The following is a 19,638-nucleotide window of genomic DNA, read 5'->3' on the forward strand; positions in this document are numbered from 1 at the left end:
ATGGAAGGAGATCAAGGGAAATGTCTTATATCCGAATGGAACATGAACATGCGGTTGAATTGCTGAACAGGGTCATGAAGCGTGTTGAAAGTGTGATCATTGGCAAAAAACAAGAGATTCGTTATGTCCTCACTGCGATGCTCAGTGGAGGTCATGTACTTCTGGAAGATGTGCCGGGTACCGGGAAAACGATGCTGGTTCGTGCCGTTGCTTCTGCGCTCGATTGCTCCATGGGCCGGATTCAGTTCACGTCCGATGTTATGCCGGCAGATGTTACAGGCACTTCGATCTATCACCCGCATACAGGTGAATTCAAGTTTCGGCCTGGACCCGTCATGTCCAACATCGTCCTGGCTGATGAAATAAATCGTGCTTCACCCCGCACCCAGTCTGCCCTTCTGGAGGCAATGGAGGAACGGCGCGTTACGGTTGACGGCACAACCTATGCGTTGCCACGTCCTTTCTTTCTGCTGGCAACACAGAATCCATTGCAATTCGAGGGCACGTATCGTCTGCCTGAGGCACAGCTGGATCGATTTATCATGAAGATTGGACTGGGATACCCCGATCCAGAGCAGGAATTGGAATTGTTAACCCGGATGGCAAGCAGGGAGTTGCTGGATGAACTTCGCCCTGTTCTGCTTGCCGAAGAGGTCGTAGCCATGCAGCGTGAAGTAAAACAAGTACATGTCGATCCGGTCGTCAAACAGTATCTAGTCGCAGTTGCTGTGGCCTCTCGTAGTCTTCCGGCGGTAAGACTGGGAATAAGCCCGCGTGGAACATTGGCCTGGATGGCTGCCGCGCAATCATTCGCCTACCTTCAAGGACGCAGTTATGTCATTCCGGATGATGTAAAAGAGGTGGCTGTACCCGTCCTTTCCCATCGTATTCAATTGAAGGCCCAGAACAGAGCGGATACTTGGGGACAAGTACAAGTCATAGAGGAAGCAATGTCTTCTGTCCCGGTACCTGTACAAATGGCATCACAGGGAAGGGGACGGAGGCAATGACTGCACCGGGACAACGGGTTTTGAGTGCTGTCTTGGTGGTGGCTTTCGCTTCTTTGTATATGTGGCATGGGGGCAAAGCTGCGCTGTTTCTGTCCATGATGGCTTTCCTGATGTTTACAGGCGGGGTGCTTCTCCATTGGTTCGGACCGCGAAGGTTTAACATTCGTCGGAAAATGCATTCAAAACGGATTGAAGCAGGCGAAGGGGTGCGGGTTCTGGTGGAGCTGGAATTCGATTGCCGAATTCCATTGTTATGGATCATTCTGTGTGAGAACACACCTGCGGGTGTACATCGCAAATTGATTTTCCCGGGAACACGGCGTCAATTTACCTATCAATATGAGTGTTCTGGTTTACGCAGAGGGGTCTACAGATGGGAAACGGGCAGACTGTACTGGGGGGATATATTTGGCTGGAATACCATCTCCGCAGAGACTACGGGCGATACACCTCTGATTGTTATTCCTCAAGCAACGGCTTCGGGGGAGGGCGATTCGGTAGAATTCGCAGCGATGACCGAAGGGGCTCTGTCTGAGCGAAGACACAGCCAGGGGAACCGTAGCCCTGAGTTCCGTGAATATCAACAGGGGGACCCCCTGGGACGTGTTCATTGGAAAAGTACAGCCAAAACGGGTCGACTTCAGACCTTTTTGCCCGATACCTCGGATTTACCTTCGCTGGGCATCCTTGTGTACGAAGGCGCTTCAGGTTATGACGTGAAACAGCCGGAGAGCTTGGATACACCTGCTTTTGAACGTGTGGTTCGTGCAGCGGCCCGCTGGATTCATACAGCTGAACGGGATGACATTCCTTATCATCTGTGGATGGAAGGTGGCGATAGGAGTTATGGTCGTCAAGATAAATGGCAACAGGACCTCTTTCATATGGATTGTGAAAATCATGCACTGGACAAGCTTGCGGGATCACGAATATCCAAGGTACAAGCTGTCCCTATTTCGATCCGTACAGAGATGCTGGACAGACTGGCGAGCGGGTCACGCATTGTGGTTCTCACAGGCAAATTGGATCAGGTTCTGGCCGAGTGGATAACGACCGCAATCGGGTTGGGTTACAGCGTAGAGGTGCAACTGACTGAGACAATCCTGTCATTATCAACGGATAGATCGATGAATGGATTGGGATATGACCGTTTAGAGCAGCTTCGTCACATCGGGGTGCCGATCCATTCAGTGACAGACCGTGTGTTACCTTCATTGGGAAAGGCGGAGGTATCGGATGTGGGAGCATAATGGAAACCAACAACCGAATTCCACTGTGGCTGACCAAGAGTCAACAGCCCGTTTGAGAATAAAATCGGCCCATTCTGTATATAAAGCTGCGAACCAGACATCAGTAACGGATATAAAGGATGAGGGACATGTTATCGTACCTGTCCTGTACAGAAGCTTTATTTCGGCCATTTTGCTCCTATTGTCTCTGGAGTGGATGTATCCTGTTACGTCATCGGGTCAGCAGGGCAGTGAACGGTTCTTGTCCGTGATGGCGGGATTAACCGGAGCTCTGCTGCTCGCAGGGTTACTTCGTACAGGCTGGATCACGGGAGTGCTGATCCGATTGTTTATTACTCTGGCTGCATTATGTCTGATGTACGGAGGAAGTGATCCTGTCGGATGGGCAACTGCATATCCGGGAACACTGTCAGCGGACATGGGCCATTTTATGAATCACTGGCAATTCCACTCGATTAGTACCGAAACGAGAGGCCTGCTCATGATGTGCGGCTGGAGCATGCTCATGGCTTCCGTGCAATCTCTGGTATTGCTACGTCGAAGCGTTATGCTGTTTGGCATTGCAACGCTGGTCTATTTGCTGCTGCTCGAATCATTTGCCGGACTGGATGTCTATACTTCAGTAATACGTTCTGTACTATGGATTTTTCTTATCCAGGCCTTGCTGCAGCTACTCCGCCTCAATGGAGGAGTCACTACTCCCAGTTATAACGGCAGTCCCTATGGGCGATGGACTGCTGTTACCATTGTAGTTTCGGCAGGTATGGTGCTTTTCTCGGCGTTACCCGGCCAGTTGGCTTCCATTCCTCAACCCGAACGCATATCCCTTGAACAGATGGGTGAACGCTTAGCTCGCTGGGCAGGTTATACGCAGCACAGTAGTATCCCGGCTGCAACGTCGGTCACGGGGTACAGCACAGCGGATGCACCCATGGGAGCGCCTTTGGTGCAGGGGAACTCCATCTTTTTTACGGCGAGAAGTCCGGAAGTTACGTATTGGCGAGGGGAGACTCGTTCATATTATAACGGTAGTACCTGGAGTGATCCTGGGCAAAGTTTTGAAAGTGCGAGTCCATCGGGTTTGCTTCGTGCCGATGGTTGGGAGAATCAAGCCTATTGGAAGCGTATCCGCCAAACGGTCATGATGAAGCGGGAATGGAAAGCACCGAACCCGCTGTTTACTGGTGGAATACCAATCAAGCTATCCTTTCAGGATAAAAACAGAGATAATCAGGGAAACATGCTGTCCCTGCTGTCCAATACAGATTCCGCAACATTGTGGCTCGCGGGCTCCGGTACCGATAAGACGGTTAAAAATTATACAGCAGACGTCATGGTTCCCGTGGCATCGCCTGCTCAATTACGTCTGCTTGCGGAGACAAATAAAGGGAAAGATCCTGCAGCTGTTCGCAGGACATATCTGCAACTGCCCACATCACTTCCCGGTCGAGTGCAGACTCTCGCCAAGGAGATCATCCAAGGGAGTGATACACGTTATGATGCTGTGCAAGCCGTAAAGATTTATCTGGCTGCTCATGCTGAATATACGTTGGATACCCGTATGCCGCCGCGAGGAGCGGATTTTGTGGACGATTTTCTATTCGTCACACGGCAGGGGTATTGCAATCATTTCTCGACAGCCATGATTGTGTTGCTGCGTGCAGAGGGAATCCCCGCACGCTGGGTTAAGGGCTTTGGTTCCGGAGTAGCTGACCCGGATCTCCCTGGTCAGTACATTGTTTCCCAGGGAGATGCACACTCCTGGGTAGAGGTGTATTTTCCGGGTGCAGGCTGGATGCCATTCGAGGCTACGCCTGGCTTCACCATGGTGCAAGGCAAGGGCGAAGACGCCGCAGCGCTCGCCGGGCAGCAGCCCGGCGAGGTGACTCCGCCGCATACGAACGGCGGAGTGGCTTACGCGGGCGCATGGCTGCTCGCCCGCGCACGGGCCATTGCCGCGCAGCCATGGCTCGCGGCAGCCCTTGTGGCAGCGGCGCTGCTGTGCGCCGCTGCTCTGGTCCGCATGCGGCGGCTACGCCCCGCGCTGCGGATAAGGCTGCTGCTGGCGTGGCCGCGCAGCAGCTTTCCAGACCGTGAGCGGCTGCTCAGCGCCGCCGCTCCGGTCTGGGCCGCGCTCGCGCGCCGGTACGGCCCGCGGCCGCCGGGGATGACGCTGCGTGAATATGCAGCGTCCCCAGCTTTGGCCGCAGGCACGCACGGCGCGGACATCGCGCGGTTTGCAGCCGACTGGGAGCGGCTGCTGTACGGGCCGGACCGTCCGCTGCGCGCGGACAGTCTGGACTTCCTGCGCCGGGCACTTCATCTGGCCCGGCGCCTACAGGCCTTGTAACACAGGGATGTTACAACAAGGGCACAACATTCTCTGCCATAGTTTTATACTCGCTATCGCTTTCCCATAGAATATGGCAGGTTGTTAGCGGATGACGATCACCATTGGCGTACTATTCTTTTATGCAGCGTTTGTTCATCGTTGCATGTCACATATAAGACGCCTTTCTCGCTGTATTGCGAATGAGGCGTCTTTCCACGATCATACACTTGAACCATCATCTTGCTGCCAAGCGTTTTAACCGAAATCTCCTTTTTGAAATCATTTGGTACACCCTGTTTTGAAATGTCGAAAAAAGGAGTTTCGCCTTTCCTTGACGGTATGTTTTGTCGTTGCGTATAATTAGTTTCATTGAATTGAGGGAGGCACGGTAATGAATAAACCAAATGAAATTGTGGTTGTCCTTGACTTCGGGGGCCAATACAACCAGTTAATCGCCAGACGAATTCGGGATCTCGGCGTATACAGCGAACTTTTGCCGTATAACACCCCAGCAGAGAAGATTGCTGAATTGTCACCACGAGGGATCGTTTTCTCGGGCGGACCATCCAGTGTCTATGCTGAAAATGCACCACATGTTGACCCAGCCATTTATGATCTGGGACTTCCAATCTTCGGGATTTGTTACGGCATGCAGCTTATGGCTCAACAGCTTGAAGGTAAAGTAGAACGTTCCGAGAAACGCGAGTACGGTAAAGCTGATATTGAGTTCGCAGCAGGTGCTGCTCTTGCACAAGGTATTGATGGGGAGCACACCGTATGGATGAGTCATGGTGACCACGTGGTTACTCTTCCTCCGGGTTTCAAACTGGATGCAGGCACGGAAAGTGCGCCAATCGCAGCGATGAGCAACGACGAGCGCAAATTGTATGCTGTCCAGTTCCATCCGGAAGTGCGTCACTCTGTTCGTGGTAACGATATGATTAAAAACTTCCTGTTCGAAATCTGTGGTTGCGAAGGCAACTGGACGATGGAGACGTTTATCGAAGATACGATCAAGGATATTCGTGAAAAAGTAGGCGACGGTAAAGTGCTGTGCGCACTGAGCGGTGGTGTGGATTCTTCTGTTGTTGCTGCACTGCTTCACAAAGCCATCGGTGACCAACTGACATGTATGTTTATCGACCATGGTCTGCTGCGCAAAGGCGAAGCGGAGAGCGTAATGGAGACGTTTGTTGGCAAATTCGACATGAAAGTTGTCAAAATCGATGCACAGGAACGCTTCCTATCCAAATTGGCAGGCGTGGATGATCCAGAACAAAAACGTAAAATTATCGGTAACGAGTTTATTTACGTATTTGACGAAGAGTCCAAGCAGTTTGATGATTTTGCATTCCTGGCGCAAGGTACACTGTACACGGACATCGTGGAAAGTGGTACAGCGACTGCACAGACCATCAAATCTCACCACAATGTGGGTGGCTTGCCTGAAGACATGAACTTCAAACTGATCGAACCACTAAGTGCCTTGTTCAAGGACGAAGTGCGTAAAGTCGGCGAAGAGTGCGGTCTGCCAGAAGCGATCGTATGGCGTCAGCCGTTCCCAGGTCCGGGTCTTGCCATCCGTGTACTTGGCGAAGTAACAGAGGACAAGCTCAAAATCGTCCGTGATTCGGATTACATCCTGCGTGAAGAAATTATCAAAGCCGGTCTTGATCGCGAAATTTGGCAATACTTCACGGCCCTGCCTAACATGAAGAGTGTTGGGGTTATGGGTGACGCACGTACGTATTCCTACACTGTAGGTATTCGTGCCGTAACATCCATCGACGGCATGACCGCTGACTGGGCACGTATCCCTTGGGATGTGCTGGAGAAAATCTCCGTACGGATCGTTAACGAAGTCGATAACGTAAACCGTATCGTGTATGACGTAACTTCCAAACCACCTGCAACGATTGAGTGGGAGTGATTTGGGTATTTTTCAATTGATTATTGACTGAGAATCCTTGCTGTATAAGGGGTCTTAGACAACGATTGAAAATCATATTTCATTCACCTGCAACTATTGGTCTTTAAAAATTTCTCTCTTTTATTTGTGTTATTCAAACAAATAGAAGAGAGTTTTTTTGTGTCAAGAATCAATGAATTAATAGATGATTTTAAGTTGAATCAAGAAATCCAAGGCAGAAAAAAGGAGTATATCTTAGGCTGTATGTATCGCTTGCAACGTTGGATGGAGTTCACTAATGAGCAATTAGAAGTTGAGGAAGCGGAAGCAGTGACTTCAATGCATATTAAGAAGTATATTCAGCACTGTCAAAGTAGAGGTAAAGAAGCCAATATTACAATCAATAATCAACTTGCCACAATTAAAGTGTTCTTTCAATATCTTGTAGGTGAAGAATATATAGATGAGAAGGATAATCCTATGCGGAGAATTAAGAACTTGAAGGAAGAGAAGCGAGTAATTATTACATTTAATGATGAAGAAGTAAGGCGTATCATTAATGATGTGAATGAAGGAACCTACTCTAATCTAAGGGATAAGTTAATTCTTATCATGCTATTTGATACTGGGATACGTGTTTCAGAACTGTGTAACATCAAGAATGATGATGTATCAAGAGCGCACATTCTCATCCATGGTAAAGGCTCTAAGGAGCATCTAATCTACATTAGCAAGATAATGAGAAGGGAAGTATGAGGAAGCGAAGCAGGGACGCTTTAAGCACAAGGATTATTATTTCCTAGACCAATCTGCTGAGCGTTTATCACGTTCACGTATCAATAAGATACTGAAAGAGCATTGTAAAAAAGCAGGAGTAAGAAAGGAGGTACGGTGTTCACCACATGATTGTCGTCATTATTTTGCTCAGAAGCAATTGAAGAATGGAATAGATGTATATAGCCTGAGTAGACTAATGGGACATTTTGATACACAGATTACTTCCAAGTATCTAAGAGGACTAGAGCAACATGATATATTGGAAATAGGGAAAGTGTATAGTCTATTGAATAAGGTAAGGATATAAGCAATAAAACCTATGAAATGCTCAGAACTGAAAATTGTGTGTAATGGATATGTACTCTTTTCTATGCAAGGACGAATTCCCTACAAATGAGACTTGCATAGTTGTCTTGCTACTTGCTTAAGAAGAAAGGAAGCACTCTCCATCAACTTTTCTAGAGGTTCACGCTCGCTTCATTGGTAGAAGTAGGGCGCTAGTAGAGTTTTGGAGTGTGTAACGGCTTATTCTTCAAGATGATACACATAGTGGTCTGTCTGGTCAATTGTCATGAAAGAAATAAAGGTGATTAAAACAACATTCTGATGCATAGAAGTGTCATCTGATTTCCGGAAATTGTACTGAACTAAGATGAAATAATTATTTGTAATGAATAAATATGCAAAAGTAGAGTATATCAATTGTTTTAAATACTTTTATTCTAATATATGGATATTTTAAGGTTATAAGTGATGTCTAATCCATATTAGACATCACTTTCGACCGACTAGGGGAGGGGGGGGGAGATCAAAAATCCTATTAATTACCACGATTTGCCGGTGTACACTTCCACCGCGACGGGCTGACCAAATTGATAAAGCGTGCGAATAAAAAAAGCCCTTCCTTGGCGAAAAGGCATTAACAAGACTATTGATAAAACTATCGTTTACTTGTACAGATAGTTTTCATAACCATCCTGCATTCCGAAATAGCGTAGATAATTCCCAGCTCTATAACGGGCAGTTATTTCGTCAATTAAAGGATCATTTTCGAATTTAATATAGCCTGCTAGATAGAGGGCAATCAAATACTCTTCATAACGAAGATTGCCAAGACACATTTCCGATTTTTCAATACCATCAAATATGTTCAACTCAAGATTGAACAAAAAGGACATCCCGATTACTGTTGAATCAATTACCCAGCTAAATTCTAATGGTTCATGAATGTCTTCAACTTTATTCAACTTAATTAGTTTAATTGTACCTCTGGGGTCACGAATGGTATAGGCTGCCACAGCCTGATCAAAATTAGCCTCAGGGTCATTGCGTAAACTAGAGAAATGTTCTAAATCTACCTTTTCAGCGTAATACTCCTCAGTTAGTCTAGAATGAATTTGTTCCAACGAGAAAGGATTGGGAATGCTCAATGACAGGTATTTATCATGGAGTTTTTGGATATCGATGTGCAATTAGAAGGCCTCCCTTTTCTTGGGGATAAGTGATTAACTTTATGATGTCTTATTTTATTTACTTTTGTGAAAGTATTTAACTATAATAATGAAAGTTAATAACATTTATTTCTTTAATGTAGTTTTGGAGAGGGTATGTAAATTAAAGAAACGATAATATTATCTTGCAGGATTAGCTCCTGTTTGGGTAGCTACACCATAAAAAATGTGTCCTGTTCTAAGAGTGTTTCCTTTTTTGGCATGGAAATGCCAGTAGTATTTTTCATCGTTTGTCCCTTTTTTAGGTTCACTTCATGATCCTTTCAGGTCCAGCCTGTACAATGAGTACATACTAAAGGCTATATGGCTACTGAAGGGAGAATTGAATGTATGCGTAAAACCGACTATATGAGCAAATGGAAGATGGGCATTGGAAGTGCGTTTCTGATGGTGATGCTGGCAGGATGCGGTTCAGGTGTGCAAGACTTGGCTTCCGGTTCGGGAGACTTTTCATTTGTTAACTTAGAGGCAGGAGCAGACTCATCTTCCGATCAGACCCGAAACCAGGACATATCTGAAGGATCAACGGTGAACAATGGTCAGGAGCAACAACAGGCAAAGGGTGTACTTAAGACAGAAATATAAAAACATAGGACATATCATATAAAAAAGTGATCTGGCGATCGTCGCAGCTTGCTCCGTATACCTAAACTATTGAATATTAAGATACGTTATGCTCCTCATATAACCATCTTCTAGATGAACCGTTAAGCTACCGTGGTTAAAGGTGTACGTGCACCTTTAACCACGGTAGCTTTTTAGTGTTGAAGATGAAGAGAAACCTGTGGCAAGATCGACATATGCACCTAAATAATTCACGTAAAAATCATTTTAATTTGGGTTGTAAACCGCTGAACTGGTTCATTTTGTTAAATAATACGAACGATTTATCTAAGAGTTGATAATAACATTCGTTTTTCTCATTGACAAACTACAGGTAACCCTCCTAAAATAGTGATGGGAAACACACAAATAGCGCATACTACTTCGTATAATTCCGGGGATTGGCCCGGGAGTCTCTACGAGATCACCCTAATGATCTGGCTACGAAGAGGAGAAGGCTGAGCACATGAATTCTACATGATTGCGTCGGGCATAACATCACGCACATTAGAATTTTTTTTGTTCTCCGTAATTGGCACAGTGCCTCTCCTCGTCAGCGATAACCCTGGGTGAGATATTTATCTTCAGGGTCATTTGTCGTTTTTCAATATGGCTTCAACATCTCTAAGGAGGAGTTAGTGAATTATGGATCGTTTCTTTAAACTAAAAGAAAATGGAACGAACGTTAGAACGGAGATTGTTGCGGGTCTTACTACCTTTATGACAATGGCGTACATTCTTTTTGTAAACACGTTGTTCTTGGGACAAGCCGGGGCGGGGATGTCGGATAATGCAGTATTTTTTGCAACAGCCGTTGGCGCCGGATTGATGACCATTATTATGGGATTGTTCGTTAACATCCCGATTGCGCTGGCACCGGGTATGGGGTTGAATGCTTACTTCATGACCGTGGTCCTGAGCTCGAATGGTGCGATTACCTGGCAGGCAGCTCTGGGAGCTGTGTTCCTCTCGGGGATTGTGTTCATTATTTTGACTGTGACCAGAATTCGTCAAATGCTGCTTGTTGCAGTTCCGGATTCATTAAAGATGGCTATTACGGTTGGTATTGGTCTCTTTATTACCATTGTCGGTTTCAAACTGGCCAATCTGGTCGCTGTAACAGTCAATGTTGCACCTGATGCAGATCTGAGCCAACCGATTCCGGGCAGCAGCTTTAATCTATCTTTGGGGAATTTTGTAACGCATCATGATGCATTATTGGCCCTGATCGGACTGCTCATTATTGCTGTACTGATGGTTATGCGCGTCAAAGGTGCATTATTGATCGGTATCATTGCCACAACGTTGATTGGTATCCCGATGGGCGTTACGAATCTTAGCGGCTTGTCCGGTGCAAGCTGGTTGCCTAACTTCAGCGATCTAGCGGTGGGACAACTAGATTTGAAGGGTGCCATTAGTCTTGGATTGTTTGAAATTATCTTTATCTTCACCTTTGTAGAGCTGTTTGACACATTCGGAACGATGGTGGGGACAGCAACGCGAATGGGGATTATGAAGGATAAGAAAAAAGGCGAAAAAACCATTGGTAAAGCGATGCTTGTCGATGCAGTCGGTGTCAGCGCAGGTGCTGCATTGGGTACAAGTACAATTACCGCGTACGTCGAAAGTGCATCCGGTGTTGAAGCAGGAGGACGTACAGGTCTGACTTCCGTAACGACAGGTCTCCTGTTCATTCTGGCTCTGTTTATCGCACCACTTGCCCTGGTTGTACCATCCGCTGCAACAGCCCCGGCACTTATTATCGTGGGTGTACTTATGATGAGTCAGGTTCGCAGCATTGAGTGGGATGACTTCCTGCAAGCTTTCCCGGCTTTCCTTACCATTGTATTGATGCCTTTCACTGGAGGAATTGCAAACGGGATCTCCGCAGGGATTATATCCTATGTGATTCTGGCTGTATTCAGTAACCTGGTTACCGAACGCAAAGTGAAGATACACTGGCTCATGTGGATACTGGCTATCATCGTTGTGTGCCGATATGTATTTATGGGCGGAGAGTAACAAGTTGATGGATTGAAATGAGTCAGTTACTTATGATGTATTTCTTATTATATAAATGAAAGAAGCGGAAGCCTCGGTACACTATCGGGGCTTTCGCTTTTTTTCGTTTCTTCTATAATAGGTAGCATGAACTTTGAAATAAGGGACAGGAGACTCGTTGAAATGTTTCGTGAAGAGGTTAATCTTTCTTTAATGAGATAAATGGAATTGAATTTCTTCTATATTAGGGGAGGGACGAATATGAGTTATGATTTAATGGTTTTTGATCCATCCAAGGCTCCTGTAGATAAACCGGCATTTATGGAATGGTATGGTGAGCAGACAAAATGGTCGGAAGATCATTCTTATTCGGACATTACAGTTAGCTCACGCAAGTTGCAACATTTATATAAAGAGCTTATTCAGACGTTTCCTCCAATGAACGTAGACGATGAGATTTTTGAAGCGATGGAAGAGGCTGGAACGGATAATCGATTAACGGACTATTCTCTGGGAGAAGATTTGATCTACGCTGCCTTCGCATGGTCTGTTGCGGAGGATGCATATAGCTTGATGCGTGAGTTAGCTAAGAAACATCAGGTCGGATTTTTTGATGTGAGTGGATTAGATGGGGAGATCATAAGGCCATGATAGATATATTGGGAAAGAGATTTTCGAGATTCATCTTTAATTCGATAATATAGCTGCACTGGGGTGGTCACTAACTGGGGCGAAGATATCCGTTATTGTTTTTCTAGGCTTCATAAATAATCATCTTAATTTACCTACTATATATAGTAGATAGTAGTGTTACGAAATGGAGTATCAAAACTCCGGGTTTGGAATGCATATCAAAGCCTTTGAATAATAACTGAGGATATTTCCCTCCGCTTTGTGCGATAGTGTTTGAGTGTTAAAGTATGGCCTGAGTAAGTAGGTTTAGACTGGTTTATAGGGAATGTGGGGATCAGAGGGGGGAATGGAGCTTTTCTTGAAAAAAAGACTTGCGTTCTAAAACTGTACATGGTATATTCTAATTCCGGCCAAGAAAACACGAGAAACACGGTGCGGCAAGCAAATGATTGAAGCTTCGAAAGAAACTTAAAAAAAGAGCTTGCAAAGTTGGTTCGGAAGTGATATGATATAAAAGTTGCCGAAGAGAACAACGACGGTAACGAAAACAAGTTTGATCTTTGAAAACTGAACAACGAGTGAGTAAACATTCTGCTTGCAGAATGAACGCGAAAGTTTGAGACAAGCCTTGGCTTGAATCGGCTGGAGCACAAATGAGATTTTTAATCTCGTCAGATTCAAAATGAGCTTATCGCTCTTTTCAATACTTTATTGGAGAGTTTGATCCTGGCTCAGGACGAACGCTGGCGGCATGCCTAATACATGCAAGTCGAGCGGAGTGGATAGGAAGCTTGCTTCCTTGATACTTAGCGGCGGACGGGTGAGTAACACGTAGGCAACCTGCCCTCAAGCTTGGGACAACTACCGGAAACGGTAGCTAATACCGAATACTTGTTTTCTTCTCCTGAAGGAAACTGGAAAGACGGAGCAATCTGTCACTTGGGGATGGGCCTGCGGCGCATTAGCTAGTTGGTGAGGTAACGGCTCACCAAGGCGACGATGCGTAGCCGACCTGAGAGGGTGATCGGCCACACTGGGACTGAGACACGGCCCAGACTCCTACGGGAGGCAGCAGTAGGGAATCTTCCGCAATGGGCGAAAGCCTGACGGAGCAATGCCGCGTGAGTGATGAAGGTTTTCGGATCGTAAAGCTCTGTTGCCAGGGAAGAACGTCCTTGAGAGTAACTGCTCAAGGAGTGACGGTACCTGAGAAGAAAGCCCCGGCTAACTACGTGCCAGCAGCCGCGGTAATACGTAGGGGGCAAGCGTTGTCCGGAATTATTGGGCGTAAAGCGCGCGCAGGCGGTCATTTAAGTCTGGTGTTTAATCCCGGGGCTCAACCCCGGATCGCACTGGAAACTGGGTGACTTGAGTGCAGAAGAGGAGAGTGGAATTCCACGTGTAGCGGTGAAATGCGTAGATATGTGGAGGAACACCAGTGGCGAAGGCGACTCTCTGGGCTGTAACTGACGCTGAGGCGCGAAAGCGTGGGGAGCAAACAGGATTAGATACCCTGGTAGTCCACGCCGTAAACGATGAGTGCTAGGTGTTAGGGGTTTCGATACCCTTGGTGCCGAAGTTAACACATTAAGCACTCCGCCTGGGGAGTACGGTCGCAAGACTGAAACTCAAAGGAATTGACGGGGACCCGCACAAGCAGTGGAGTATGTGGTTTAATTCGAAGCAACGCGAAGAACCTTACCAGGTCTTGACATCCCTCTGATCGATGCAGAGATGTATCTTTCCTTCGGGACAGAGGAGACAGGTGGTGCATGGTTGTCGTCAGCTCGTGTCGTGAGATGTTGGGTTAAGTCCCGCAACGAGCGCAACCCTTATATTTAGTTGCCAGCACTTCGGGTGGGCACTCTAGATAGACTGCCGGTGACAAACCGGAGGAAGGTGGGGATGACGTCAAATCATCATGCCCCTTATGACCTGGGCTACACACGTACTACAATGGCCGGTACAACGGGCTGCGAAATCGCGAGATGGAGCGAATCCCAACAAAGCCGGTCTCAGTTCGGATTGCAGGCTGCAACTCGCCTGCATGAAGTCGGAATTGCTAGTAATCGCGGATCAGCATGCCGCGGTGAATACGTTCCCGGGTCTTGTACACACCGCCCGTCACACCACGAGAGTTTATAACACCCGAAGTCGGTGGGGTAACCGCAAGGAGCCAGCCGCCGAAGGTGGGATAGATGATTGGGGTGAAGTCGTAACAAGGTAGCCGTATCGGAAGGTGCGGCTGGATCACCTCCTTTCTATGGAGAATCGTTTCCCGAGTGGAAACATTCAAAACCAAGTCTTCAGGAAGCATGCTTCCGAAGCGAGCTTTACTTCGTAAAGCTTTTAACTCACTCGTTGCTCAGTTTTGAGAGCTCAAACTCTCAAACAGCTTGCTTTTGCATGGAGCTTGTTCTTTGAAAACTAGATATCGAAACGAAATTTTGCGATTTAGAACATTCCTTTAAACTGATCTTGTGTAAACAAGTGAAGTGTTTATAAGGTAGATTGCATGAGCGAGTGATCGAAATGGAGCGACTTTTGGCTTTGGACGTAGTCCAAAACAAGCGGAGCGACAGCTCGAACACGAGCGATATGGTTAAGCTACTAAGAGCACACGGAGGATGCCTAGGCGCTAGGAGCCGATGAAGGACGTGGCGAACAACGAAACTGCCTCGGGGAGCTGTAAGCAAGCTTTGATCCGGGGGTGTCCGAATGGGGAAACCCAGCTGGGGTAATTTCCAGTTACTCACAACTGAATACATAGGTTGTGCAGAGGCATACCAGGGGAACTGAAACATCTAAGTACCCTGAGGAAGAGAAAACAATAGTGATTCCGTCAGTAGCGGCGAGCGAACGCGGAGAAGCCCAAACCAGAGAGCTTGCTCTTTGGGGTTGTGGGACGTCTCACATGGAGTTACAAAGGAGCCGATTAAGCGAAGAGGTCTGGAAAGGCCCGCCAAAGAAGGTAAAAGCCCTGTAGTTGAAAGTCTGCTCTCTCCGAGACCAATCCCGAGTAGTGCGGGGCACGTGAAACCCCGTATGAATCCGGCAGGACCATCTGCCAAGGCTAAATACTTCCTAGCGACCGATAGTGAAGCAGTACCGTGAGGGAAAGGTGAAAAGCACCCCGGAAGGGGAGTGAAATAGAACCTGAAACCGTGTGCTTACAAAAAGTCAGAGCCCGTTTTAGGGGTGATGGCGTGCCTTTTGTAGAATGAACCGGCGAGTTACGTTCCCGTGCAAGGTTAAGGTGATGAGCCGGAGCCGCAGCGAAAGCGAGTCTGAATAGGGCGAGTTAGTACGTGGACGTAGACCCGAAACCGGGTGATCTACCCCTGTCCAGGGTGAAGGTGCGGTAACACGCACTGGAGGCCCGAACCCACGCATGTTGAAAAATGCGGGGATGAGGTGGGGGTAGCGGAGAAATTCCAATCGAACTCGGAGATAGCTGGTTCTCCCCGAAATAGCTTTAGGGCTAGCCTCGGAAAACAGAGTCGTGGAGGTAGAGCACTGATTGGGTGCGGGGCCCGCAAGGGTTACCAAGCTCAGTCAAACTCCGAATGCCATAGACTTACTTCCGGGAGTCAGACAGTGAGTGCTAAGATCCATTGTCAAAAGGGAAACAGCCCAGACCATCAGCTAAGGTCCCCAAGTGTGTGTTAAGTGGAAAAGGATGTGGAGTTGCCCAGACAACCAGGATGTTGGCTTAGAAGCAGCCACCATTGAAAGAGTGCGTAATAGCTCACTGGTCGAGTGACTCTGCGCCGAAAATGTAACGGGGCTAAACACACCACCGAAGCTATGGCTTGATGCTTTGCATCAGGGGTAGGGGAGCGTTGTATAAGGGTTGAAGGTGTACCGTAAGGAGCGCTGGACATTATACAAGTGAGAATGCCGGTATGAGTAACGAAAAGATCAGTGAGAATCTGATCCGCCGAAAGCCTAAGGGTTCCTGAGGAAGGCTCGTCCGCTCAGGGTAAGTCGGGACCTAAGGCGAGGCCGAAAGGCGTAGTCGAAGGACAACAGGTCGAAATTCCTGTACCACCGTAAGCCGTTATGAGCAATGGGGGGACGCAGCAGGGTAGTGACGCGGACTGATGGATGTCCGTCTAAGCAGTGAGGCTGATGTGTAGGCAAATCCGCACATCGATAAGGCTGGGCTGTGATGGGGAGCGAAAATTATAGTAGCGAAGGTCATGATCTCACACTGCCAAGAAAAGCCTCTAGCCAGGTGATGGTGCCCGTACCGCAAACCGACACAGGTAGGCGAGAAGAGTATTCTAAGGCGCGCGGAAGAACTCTCGTTAAGGAACTCGGCAAAATGACCCCGTAACTTCGGGAGAAGGGGTGCCCCGGTAGTGTGAATAGCACGAGGGGGCCGCAGTGAAAAGGCCCAAGCGACTGTTTAGCAAAAACACAGGTCTGTGCGAAGCCGTAAGGCGAAGTATACGGGCTGACGCCTGCCCGGTGCTGGAAGGTTAAGGGGAGTGGTTAGGAGCAATCCGAAGCTGTGAACCGAAGCCCCAGTAAACGGCGGCCGTAACTATAACGGTCCTAAGGTAGCGAAATTCCTTGTCAGGTAAATTCTGACCCGCACGAATGGCGTAACGACTTGGGCGCTGTCTCAACGAGAGATCCGGTGAAATTTTAATACCTGTGAAGATGCAGGTTACCCGCGACAAGACGGAAAGACCCCATGGAGCTTTACTGCAGCTTGATATTGAATTTGGGTACGATCTGTACAGGATAGGTGGGAGCCTTTGAAGCATGAGCGCCAGCTTGTGTGGAGGCACCGTTGGGATACCACCCTGATCGTATCTAGGTTCTAACCTGGTACCGTAATCCGGTGCGGGGACAGTGTCAGGTGGGCAGTTTGACTGGGGCGGTCGCCTCCTAAAGAGTAACGGAGGCGCCCAAAGGTTCCCTCAGAATGGTTGGAAATCATTCGAAGAGTGCAAAGGCATAAGGGAGCTTGACTGCGAGACCTACAAGTCGAGCAGGGACGAAAGTCGGGCTTAGTGATCCGGTGGTACCGCATGGAAGGGCCATCGCTCAACGGATAAAAGCTACCCTGGGGATAACAGGCTTATCTCCCCCAAGAGTCCACATCGACGGGGAGGTTTGGCACCTCGATGTCGGCTCATCGCATCCTGGGGCTGAAGTAGGTCCCAAGGGTTGGGCTGTTCGCCCATTAAAGCGGTACGCGAGCTGGGTTCAGAACGTCGTGAGACAGTTCGGTCCCTATCTGTCGTGGGCGTAGGAAATTTGAGAGGAGCTGTCCTTAGTACGAGAGGACCGGGATGGACGTACCGCTGGTGTACCAGTTGTTCCGCCAGGAGCACCGCTGGGTAGCTATGTACGGAAGGGATAAGCGCTGAAAGCATCTAAGCGTGAAGCCCCCCTCAAGATGAGATTTCCCAGTATGTAAGACCCCTTGAAGACGACGAGGTAGATAGGCTGGGGGTGGAAGTGCAGCAATGCATGGAGCTGACCAGTACTAATCGGTCGAGGGCTTATCCAATATGCACGTTGTAAGGCGCAAATTTCGTTTCGAATCTAGTTTTCAGAGAACAAATACTCTGAAATATAAGCTACAAGCTATGCGTTTGGTGGCGATGGCGGAGGGGTTCCACACGTACCCATCCCGAACACGACCGTTAAGCCCTCTAGCGCCGATGGTACTTGGACCGCAGGGTCCTGGGAGAGTAGGACGCCGCCAAGCAAAGAACCACTGCCGATGTAATTCGGTGGTGGTTTTTATTTTTGTCTAATTTGATCTATGAAATTAGGAACAGCTCAGATTTGATGGGCTGTTTTTTTATACCCATTCACCTCAGATATCCAGATGTGCACTTAACCAGCAACCTGGATACATACTTTATAGATGAACAAACAAACTAATCTTGCCGAAAGGAAGAAGCTAGCACATAACATGCTGTTTTCTGCCCCATCGTAGGCAACTTACAACAATCTTACAAGAGTGTAAGGCGATTGTAATCTAGATCAATAGGTATCAATCTTGCTGCTCCTGTATATTAATCCTATCCATCGATGGGATTAATTTTTAGGGGGAGTTGGCGTGAGGTTTTTTGAAATACTGCTGTTCTTTTCAAGTGTTTTTTTGTTGGCAATCCCATTTATTTTCAATCAACGTATCAGGAGATCTGCTTTGCTCCTGACAAGCGGAGCAGGCTCCATTTTTTTAGTGATACATCTGCTTGTCGAAGGATACAGGGTTCAGCTTTTATTTTTATACGGATTTACGATCCTGATGCTTATGCTTTCAATTATAGATGTTTTCATAACGCAGAAAGCCGTACGGACTACCTCGCGAATCCGTAGAGTGCTGGGTCCCCTTTTAATTGTGATTGGGTTAATCGCAACAGCGTGCCTTAACTATGTGTTTCCCGTATTCGACCTTCCGGCGCCAACCGGCAAGTTGAAGGTAGGTACGCAAGTCTTCCATTTCGTTGATCCTAACCGAGAGGAGACATTTGGAAAAACCGCGGCGGGCAAGAGAGAATTGATGGTTCAGGTATGGTATCCGACTGAAGCCGGCACTGGGGAGTACGCTCCCTTTATCCCTGATACCCGGATTTTATCTTATATGGGGGAGAACTTTGGTCTTCCCGGGTTTACTTTTCAACACCTGAAGTATGTATCCAGTCATTCATATTCGGGGGGCGAAGTCTCTTCGGAACAGGCCTCATACCCGTTGATCCTTGCAAATCCTGGAAACGTATCCTCCAGGTTCCTCCACACGTCGCAAGCCGAAAATCTCGCGAGTCACGGATATATCGTGGCTGTGATCGACCACACCTACAATACATTTGCGACCAAGTTTCCGGACGGTCGAATCACGACCAGCACAACCGACAACTTATTCTCGCCCGATCATGATTACCGGACGGGAAGGGGAGTTCGAGACAAGTTGGGAAAAGTTTTAACCGAAGATGTGGCATTTGCGCTGGACCAATTCGAGCTCATTCAATCGGGGCAGATTCCAAGTCATCTAAAAGGGAGAATCGATCTCGGTCATGTCGGGGTGTTCGGTCATTCCATAGGCGGAGCGACGGCCTATGACGCTTCTTACGATCCGAGAATCACGGTTGGAATAGACTTAGATGGAGGGCTTTATCGACTGCGTGAAAGAGAGGGGCTGCGAAAGCCGTTTTTGTTCATCAACTCGGAAAGCTATTCCGAAAAATTAAAAAGGGTGATGGATAACCGGGTCTACACGGATGAAGAGCTTAACCGTATGGGCTCGACAAGAGAGTGGGAGGATCAAGTAACGGAAGATAAAAAGTTAGAGCTTGAACGGATGCGCGAAACGGTCGACGAAGGGGGACAAGTCCTCTATATCGATAATACGGAGCATTTGAATTTTGCCGATGTACAGTTCATTTCTCCGATTTTCAACATGCTGGGCATTACAGGAAAGATTGCGCCCGAAAGAGCGAACTCCGTTATCAATGCCTATATGCTGGATTTCTTCGATATGTATCTGAAAAATCAAGGTGGAAACTTAATGAAAGGACCGGATAGCCGCTTTCCGGAGGTGAAGTTCGTAAACTAGCTATTATAATTAGAGAACAGGCTGCCGATT

The 19,638-nt window shown here is 47.7% G+C and carries 11 protein-coding genes, 3 rRNA genes and 1 riboswitch; of the genes, 13 read left to right on the forward strand and 1 reads right to left on the reverse strand.

The window, feature by feature from the left end:
* The first annotated feature begins 20 nt into the window (after positions 1-20).
* From ACR32F_RS03495 to ACR32F_RS03520, 6 genes are all read left to right on the forward strand, one after another.
* Complete coding sequence (locus ACR32F_RS03495) at positions 21-1,010, forward strand: AAA family ATPase (RefSeq protein WP_440116198.1); 990 nt, start codon at positions 21-23, stop codon at positions 1,008-1,010.
* A complete protein-coding gene (locus ACR32F_RS03500; protein ID WP_440116200.1) occupies positions 1,007-2,260 on the forward strand; it encodes a hypothetical protein in 1,254 nt (417 codons plus the stop codon). Before ACR32F_RS03495 ends, ACR32F_RS03500 begins: the two co-directional genes overlap by 4 nt.
* Positions 2,247-4,610, forward strand: coding sequence for a transglutaminase TgpA family protein (locus ACR32F_RS03505; protein WP_440116202.1), 2,364 nt, complete (start codon positions 2,247-2,249; stop codon positions 4,608-4,610). The genes ACR32F_RS03500 and ACR32F_RS03505 overlap by 14 nt, the downstream gene beginning before the upstream one ends.
* A 373-nt stretch (positions 4,611-4,983) precedes the next feature.
* Complete coding sequence (gene guaA, locus ACR32F_RS03510) at positions 4,984-6,522, forward strand: glutamine-hydrolyzing GMP synthase (RefSeq protein ID WP_440116204.1); 1,539 nt, start codon at positions 4,984-4,986, stop codon at positions 6,520-6,522.
* A gap of 159 nt (positions 6,523-6,681) precedes the next feature.
* The gene (locus ACR32F_RS03515) at positions 6,682-7,257 is read left to right on the forward strand and encodes a tyrosine-type recombinase/integrase (protein ID WP_440116206.1); all 576 of its coding nucleotides are present in this window, start codon (positions 6,682-6,684) and stop codon (positions 7,255-7,257) included.
* Between the two features lie 79 nt (positions 7,258-7,336).
* Positions 7,337-7,585, forward strand: coding sequence for a tyrosine-type recombinase/integrase (locus ACR32F_RS03520; protein WP_440119666.1), 249 nt, complete (start codon positions 7,337-7,339; stop codon positions 7,583-7,585).
* 640 nt (positions 7,586-8,225) lie between these two features.
* Here the strand turns inward: ACR32F_RS03520 and ACR32F_RS03525 are convergent.
* Positions 8,226-8,750, reverse strand: coding sequence for a pyruvate kinase (locus ACR32F_RS03525; protein WP_440116208.1), 525 nt, complete (start codon positions 8,748-8,750; stop codon positions 8,226-8,228).
* Between the two features lie 369 nt (positions 8,751-9,119).
* Between ACR32F_RS03525 and ACR32F_RS03530 the strand changes: the two genes are divergently transcribed.
* The 7 genes from ACR32F_RS03530 (at position 9,120) to ACR32F_RS03560 (ending at position 19,608) form a co-directional block, all read left to right on the forward strand.
* Positions 9,120-9,374, forward strand: coding sequence for a hypothetical protein (locus ACR32F_RS03530; protein ID WP_440116210.1), 255 nt, complete (start codon positions 9,120-9,122; stop codon positions 9,372-9,374).
* Between the two features lie 382 nt (positions 9,375-9,756).
* Positions 9,757-9,856: riboswitch (purine riboswitch) on the forward strand.
* 181 nt (positions 9,857-10,037) lie between these two features.
* Positions 10,038-11,414, forward strand: a complete 1,377-nt coding sequence (locus tag ACR32F_RS03535; protein ID WP_440116212.1) for an NCS2 family permease — start codon at positions 10,038-10,040, stop codon at positions 11,412-11,414.
* Positions 11,415-11,654: 240 nt separating this feature from the next.
* Complete coding sequence (locus tag ACR32F_RS03540; protein ID WP_440116214.1) at positions 11,655-12,044, forward strand: hypothetical protein; 390 nt, start codon at positions 11,655-11,657, stop codon at positions 12,042-12,044.
* Positions 12,045-12,734: 690 nt separating this feature from the next.
* Positions 12,735-14,287, forward strand: a 16S ribosomal RNA gene (locus ACR32F_RS03545).
* A 339-nt stretch (positions 14,288-14,626) separates the two neighbouring features.
* Positions 14,627-17,553 (forward strand): 23S ribosomal RNA (locus ACR32F_RS03550).
* Positions 17,554-17,637: 84 nt separating this feature from the next.
* Positions 17,638-17,754, forward strand: a 5S ribosomal RNA gene (gene rrf, locus ACR32F_RS03555).
* The 16S, 23S and 5S rRNA genes sit together here, the layout of an rRNA operon.
* A gap of 357 nt (positions 17,755-18,111) precedes the next feature.
* Positions 18,112-19,608, forward strand: coding sequence for an alpha/beta hydrolase family protein (locus ACR32F_RS03560; RefSeq protein ID WP_440116216.1), 1,497 nt, complete (start codon positions 18,112-18,114; stop codon positions 19,606-19,608).
* Positions 19,609-19,638 lie beyond the last annotated feature (30 nt).

It is taken from the genome of Paenibacillus hebaui (genome assembly GCF_051934385.1).
Classification (GTDB): Bacteria; Bacillota; Bacilli; order Paenibacillales; family Paenibacillaceae; genus Paenibacillus.

Bases quoted from the DNA above. Each gene is read 5' to 3' on its own strand.
- ACR32F_RS03495 (WP_440116198.1), top strand. From the start codon at position 21: ATGTCTTATATCCGAATGGAACATGAACATGCGGTTGAATTGCTGAAC.
- ACR32F_RS03500 (WP_440116200.1), top strand. From the start codon at position 1,007: ATGACTGCACCGGGACAACGGGTTTTGAGTGCTGTCTTGGTGGTGGCT.
- ACR32F_RS03505 (WP_440116202.1), top strand. From the start codon at position 2,247: ATGTGGGAGCATAATGGAAACCAACAACCGAATTCCACTGTGGCTGAC.
- guaA (WP_440116204.1), top strand. From the start codon at position 4,984: ATGAATAAACCAAATGAAATTGTGGTTGTCCTTGACTTCGGGGGCCAA.
- ACR32F_RS03530 (WP_440116210.1), top strand. From the start codon at position 9,120: ATGCGTAAAACCGACTATATGAGCAAATGGAAGATGGGCATTGGAAGT.
- ACR32F_RS03535 (WP_440116212.1), top strand. From the start codon at position 10,038: ATGGATCGTTTCTTTAAACTAAAAGAAAATGGAACGAACGTTAGAACG.
- ACR32F_RS03540 (WP_440116214.1), top strand. From the start codon at position 11,655: ATGAGTTATGATTTAATGGTTTTTGATCCATCCAAGGCTCCTGTAGAT.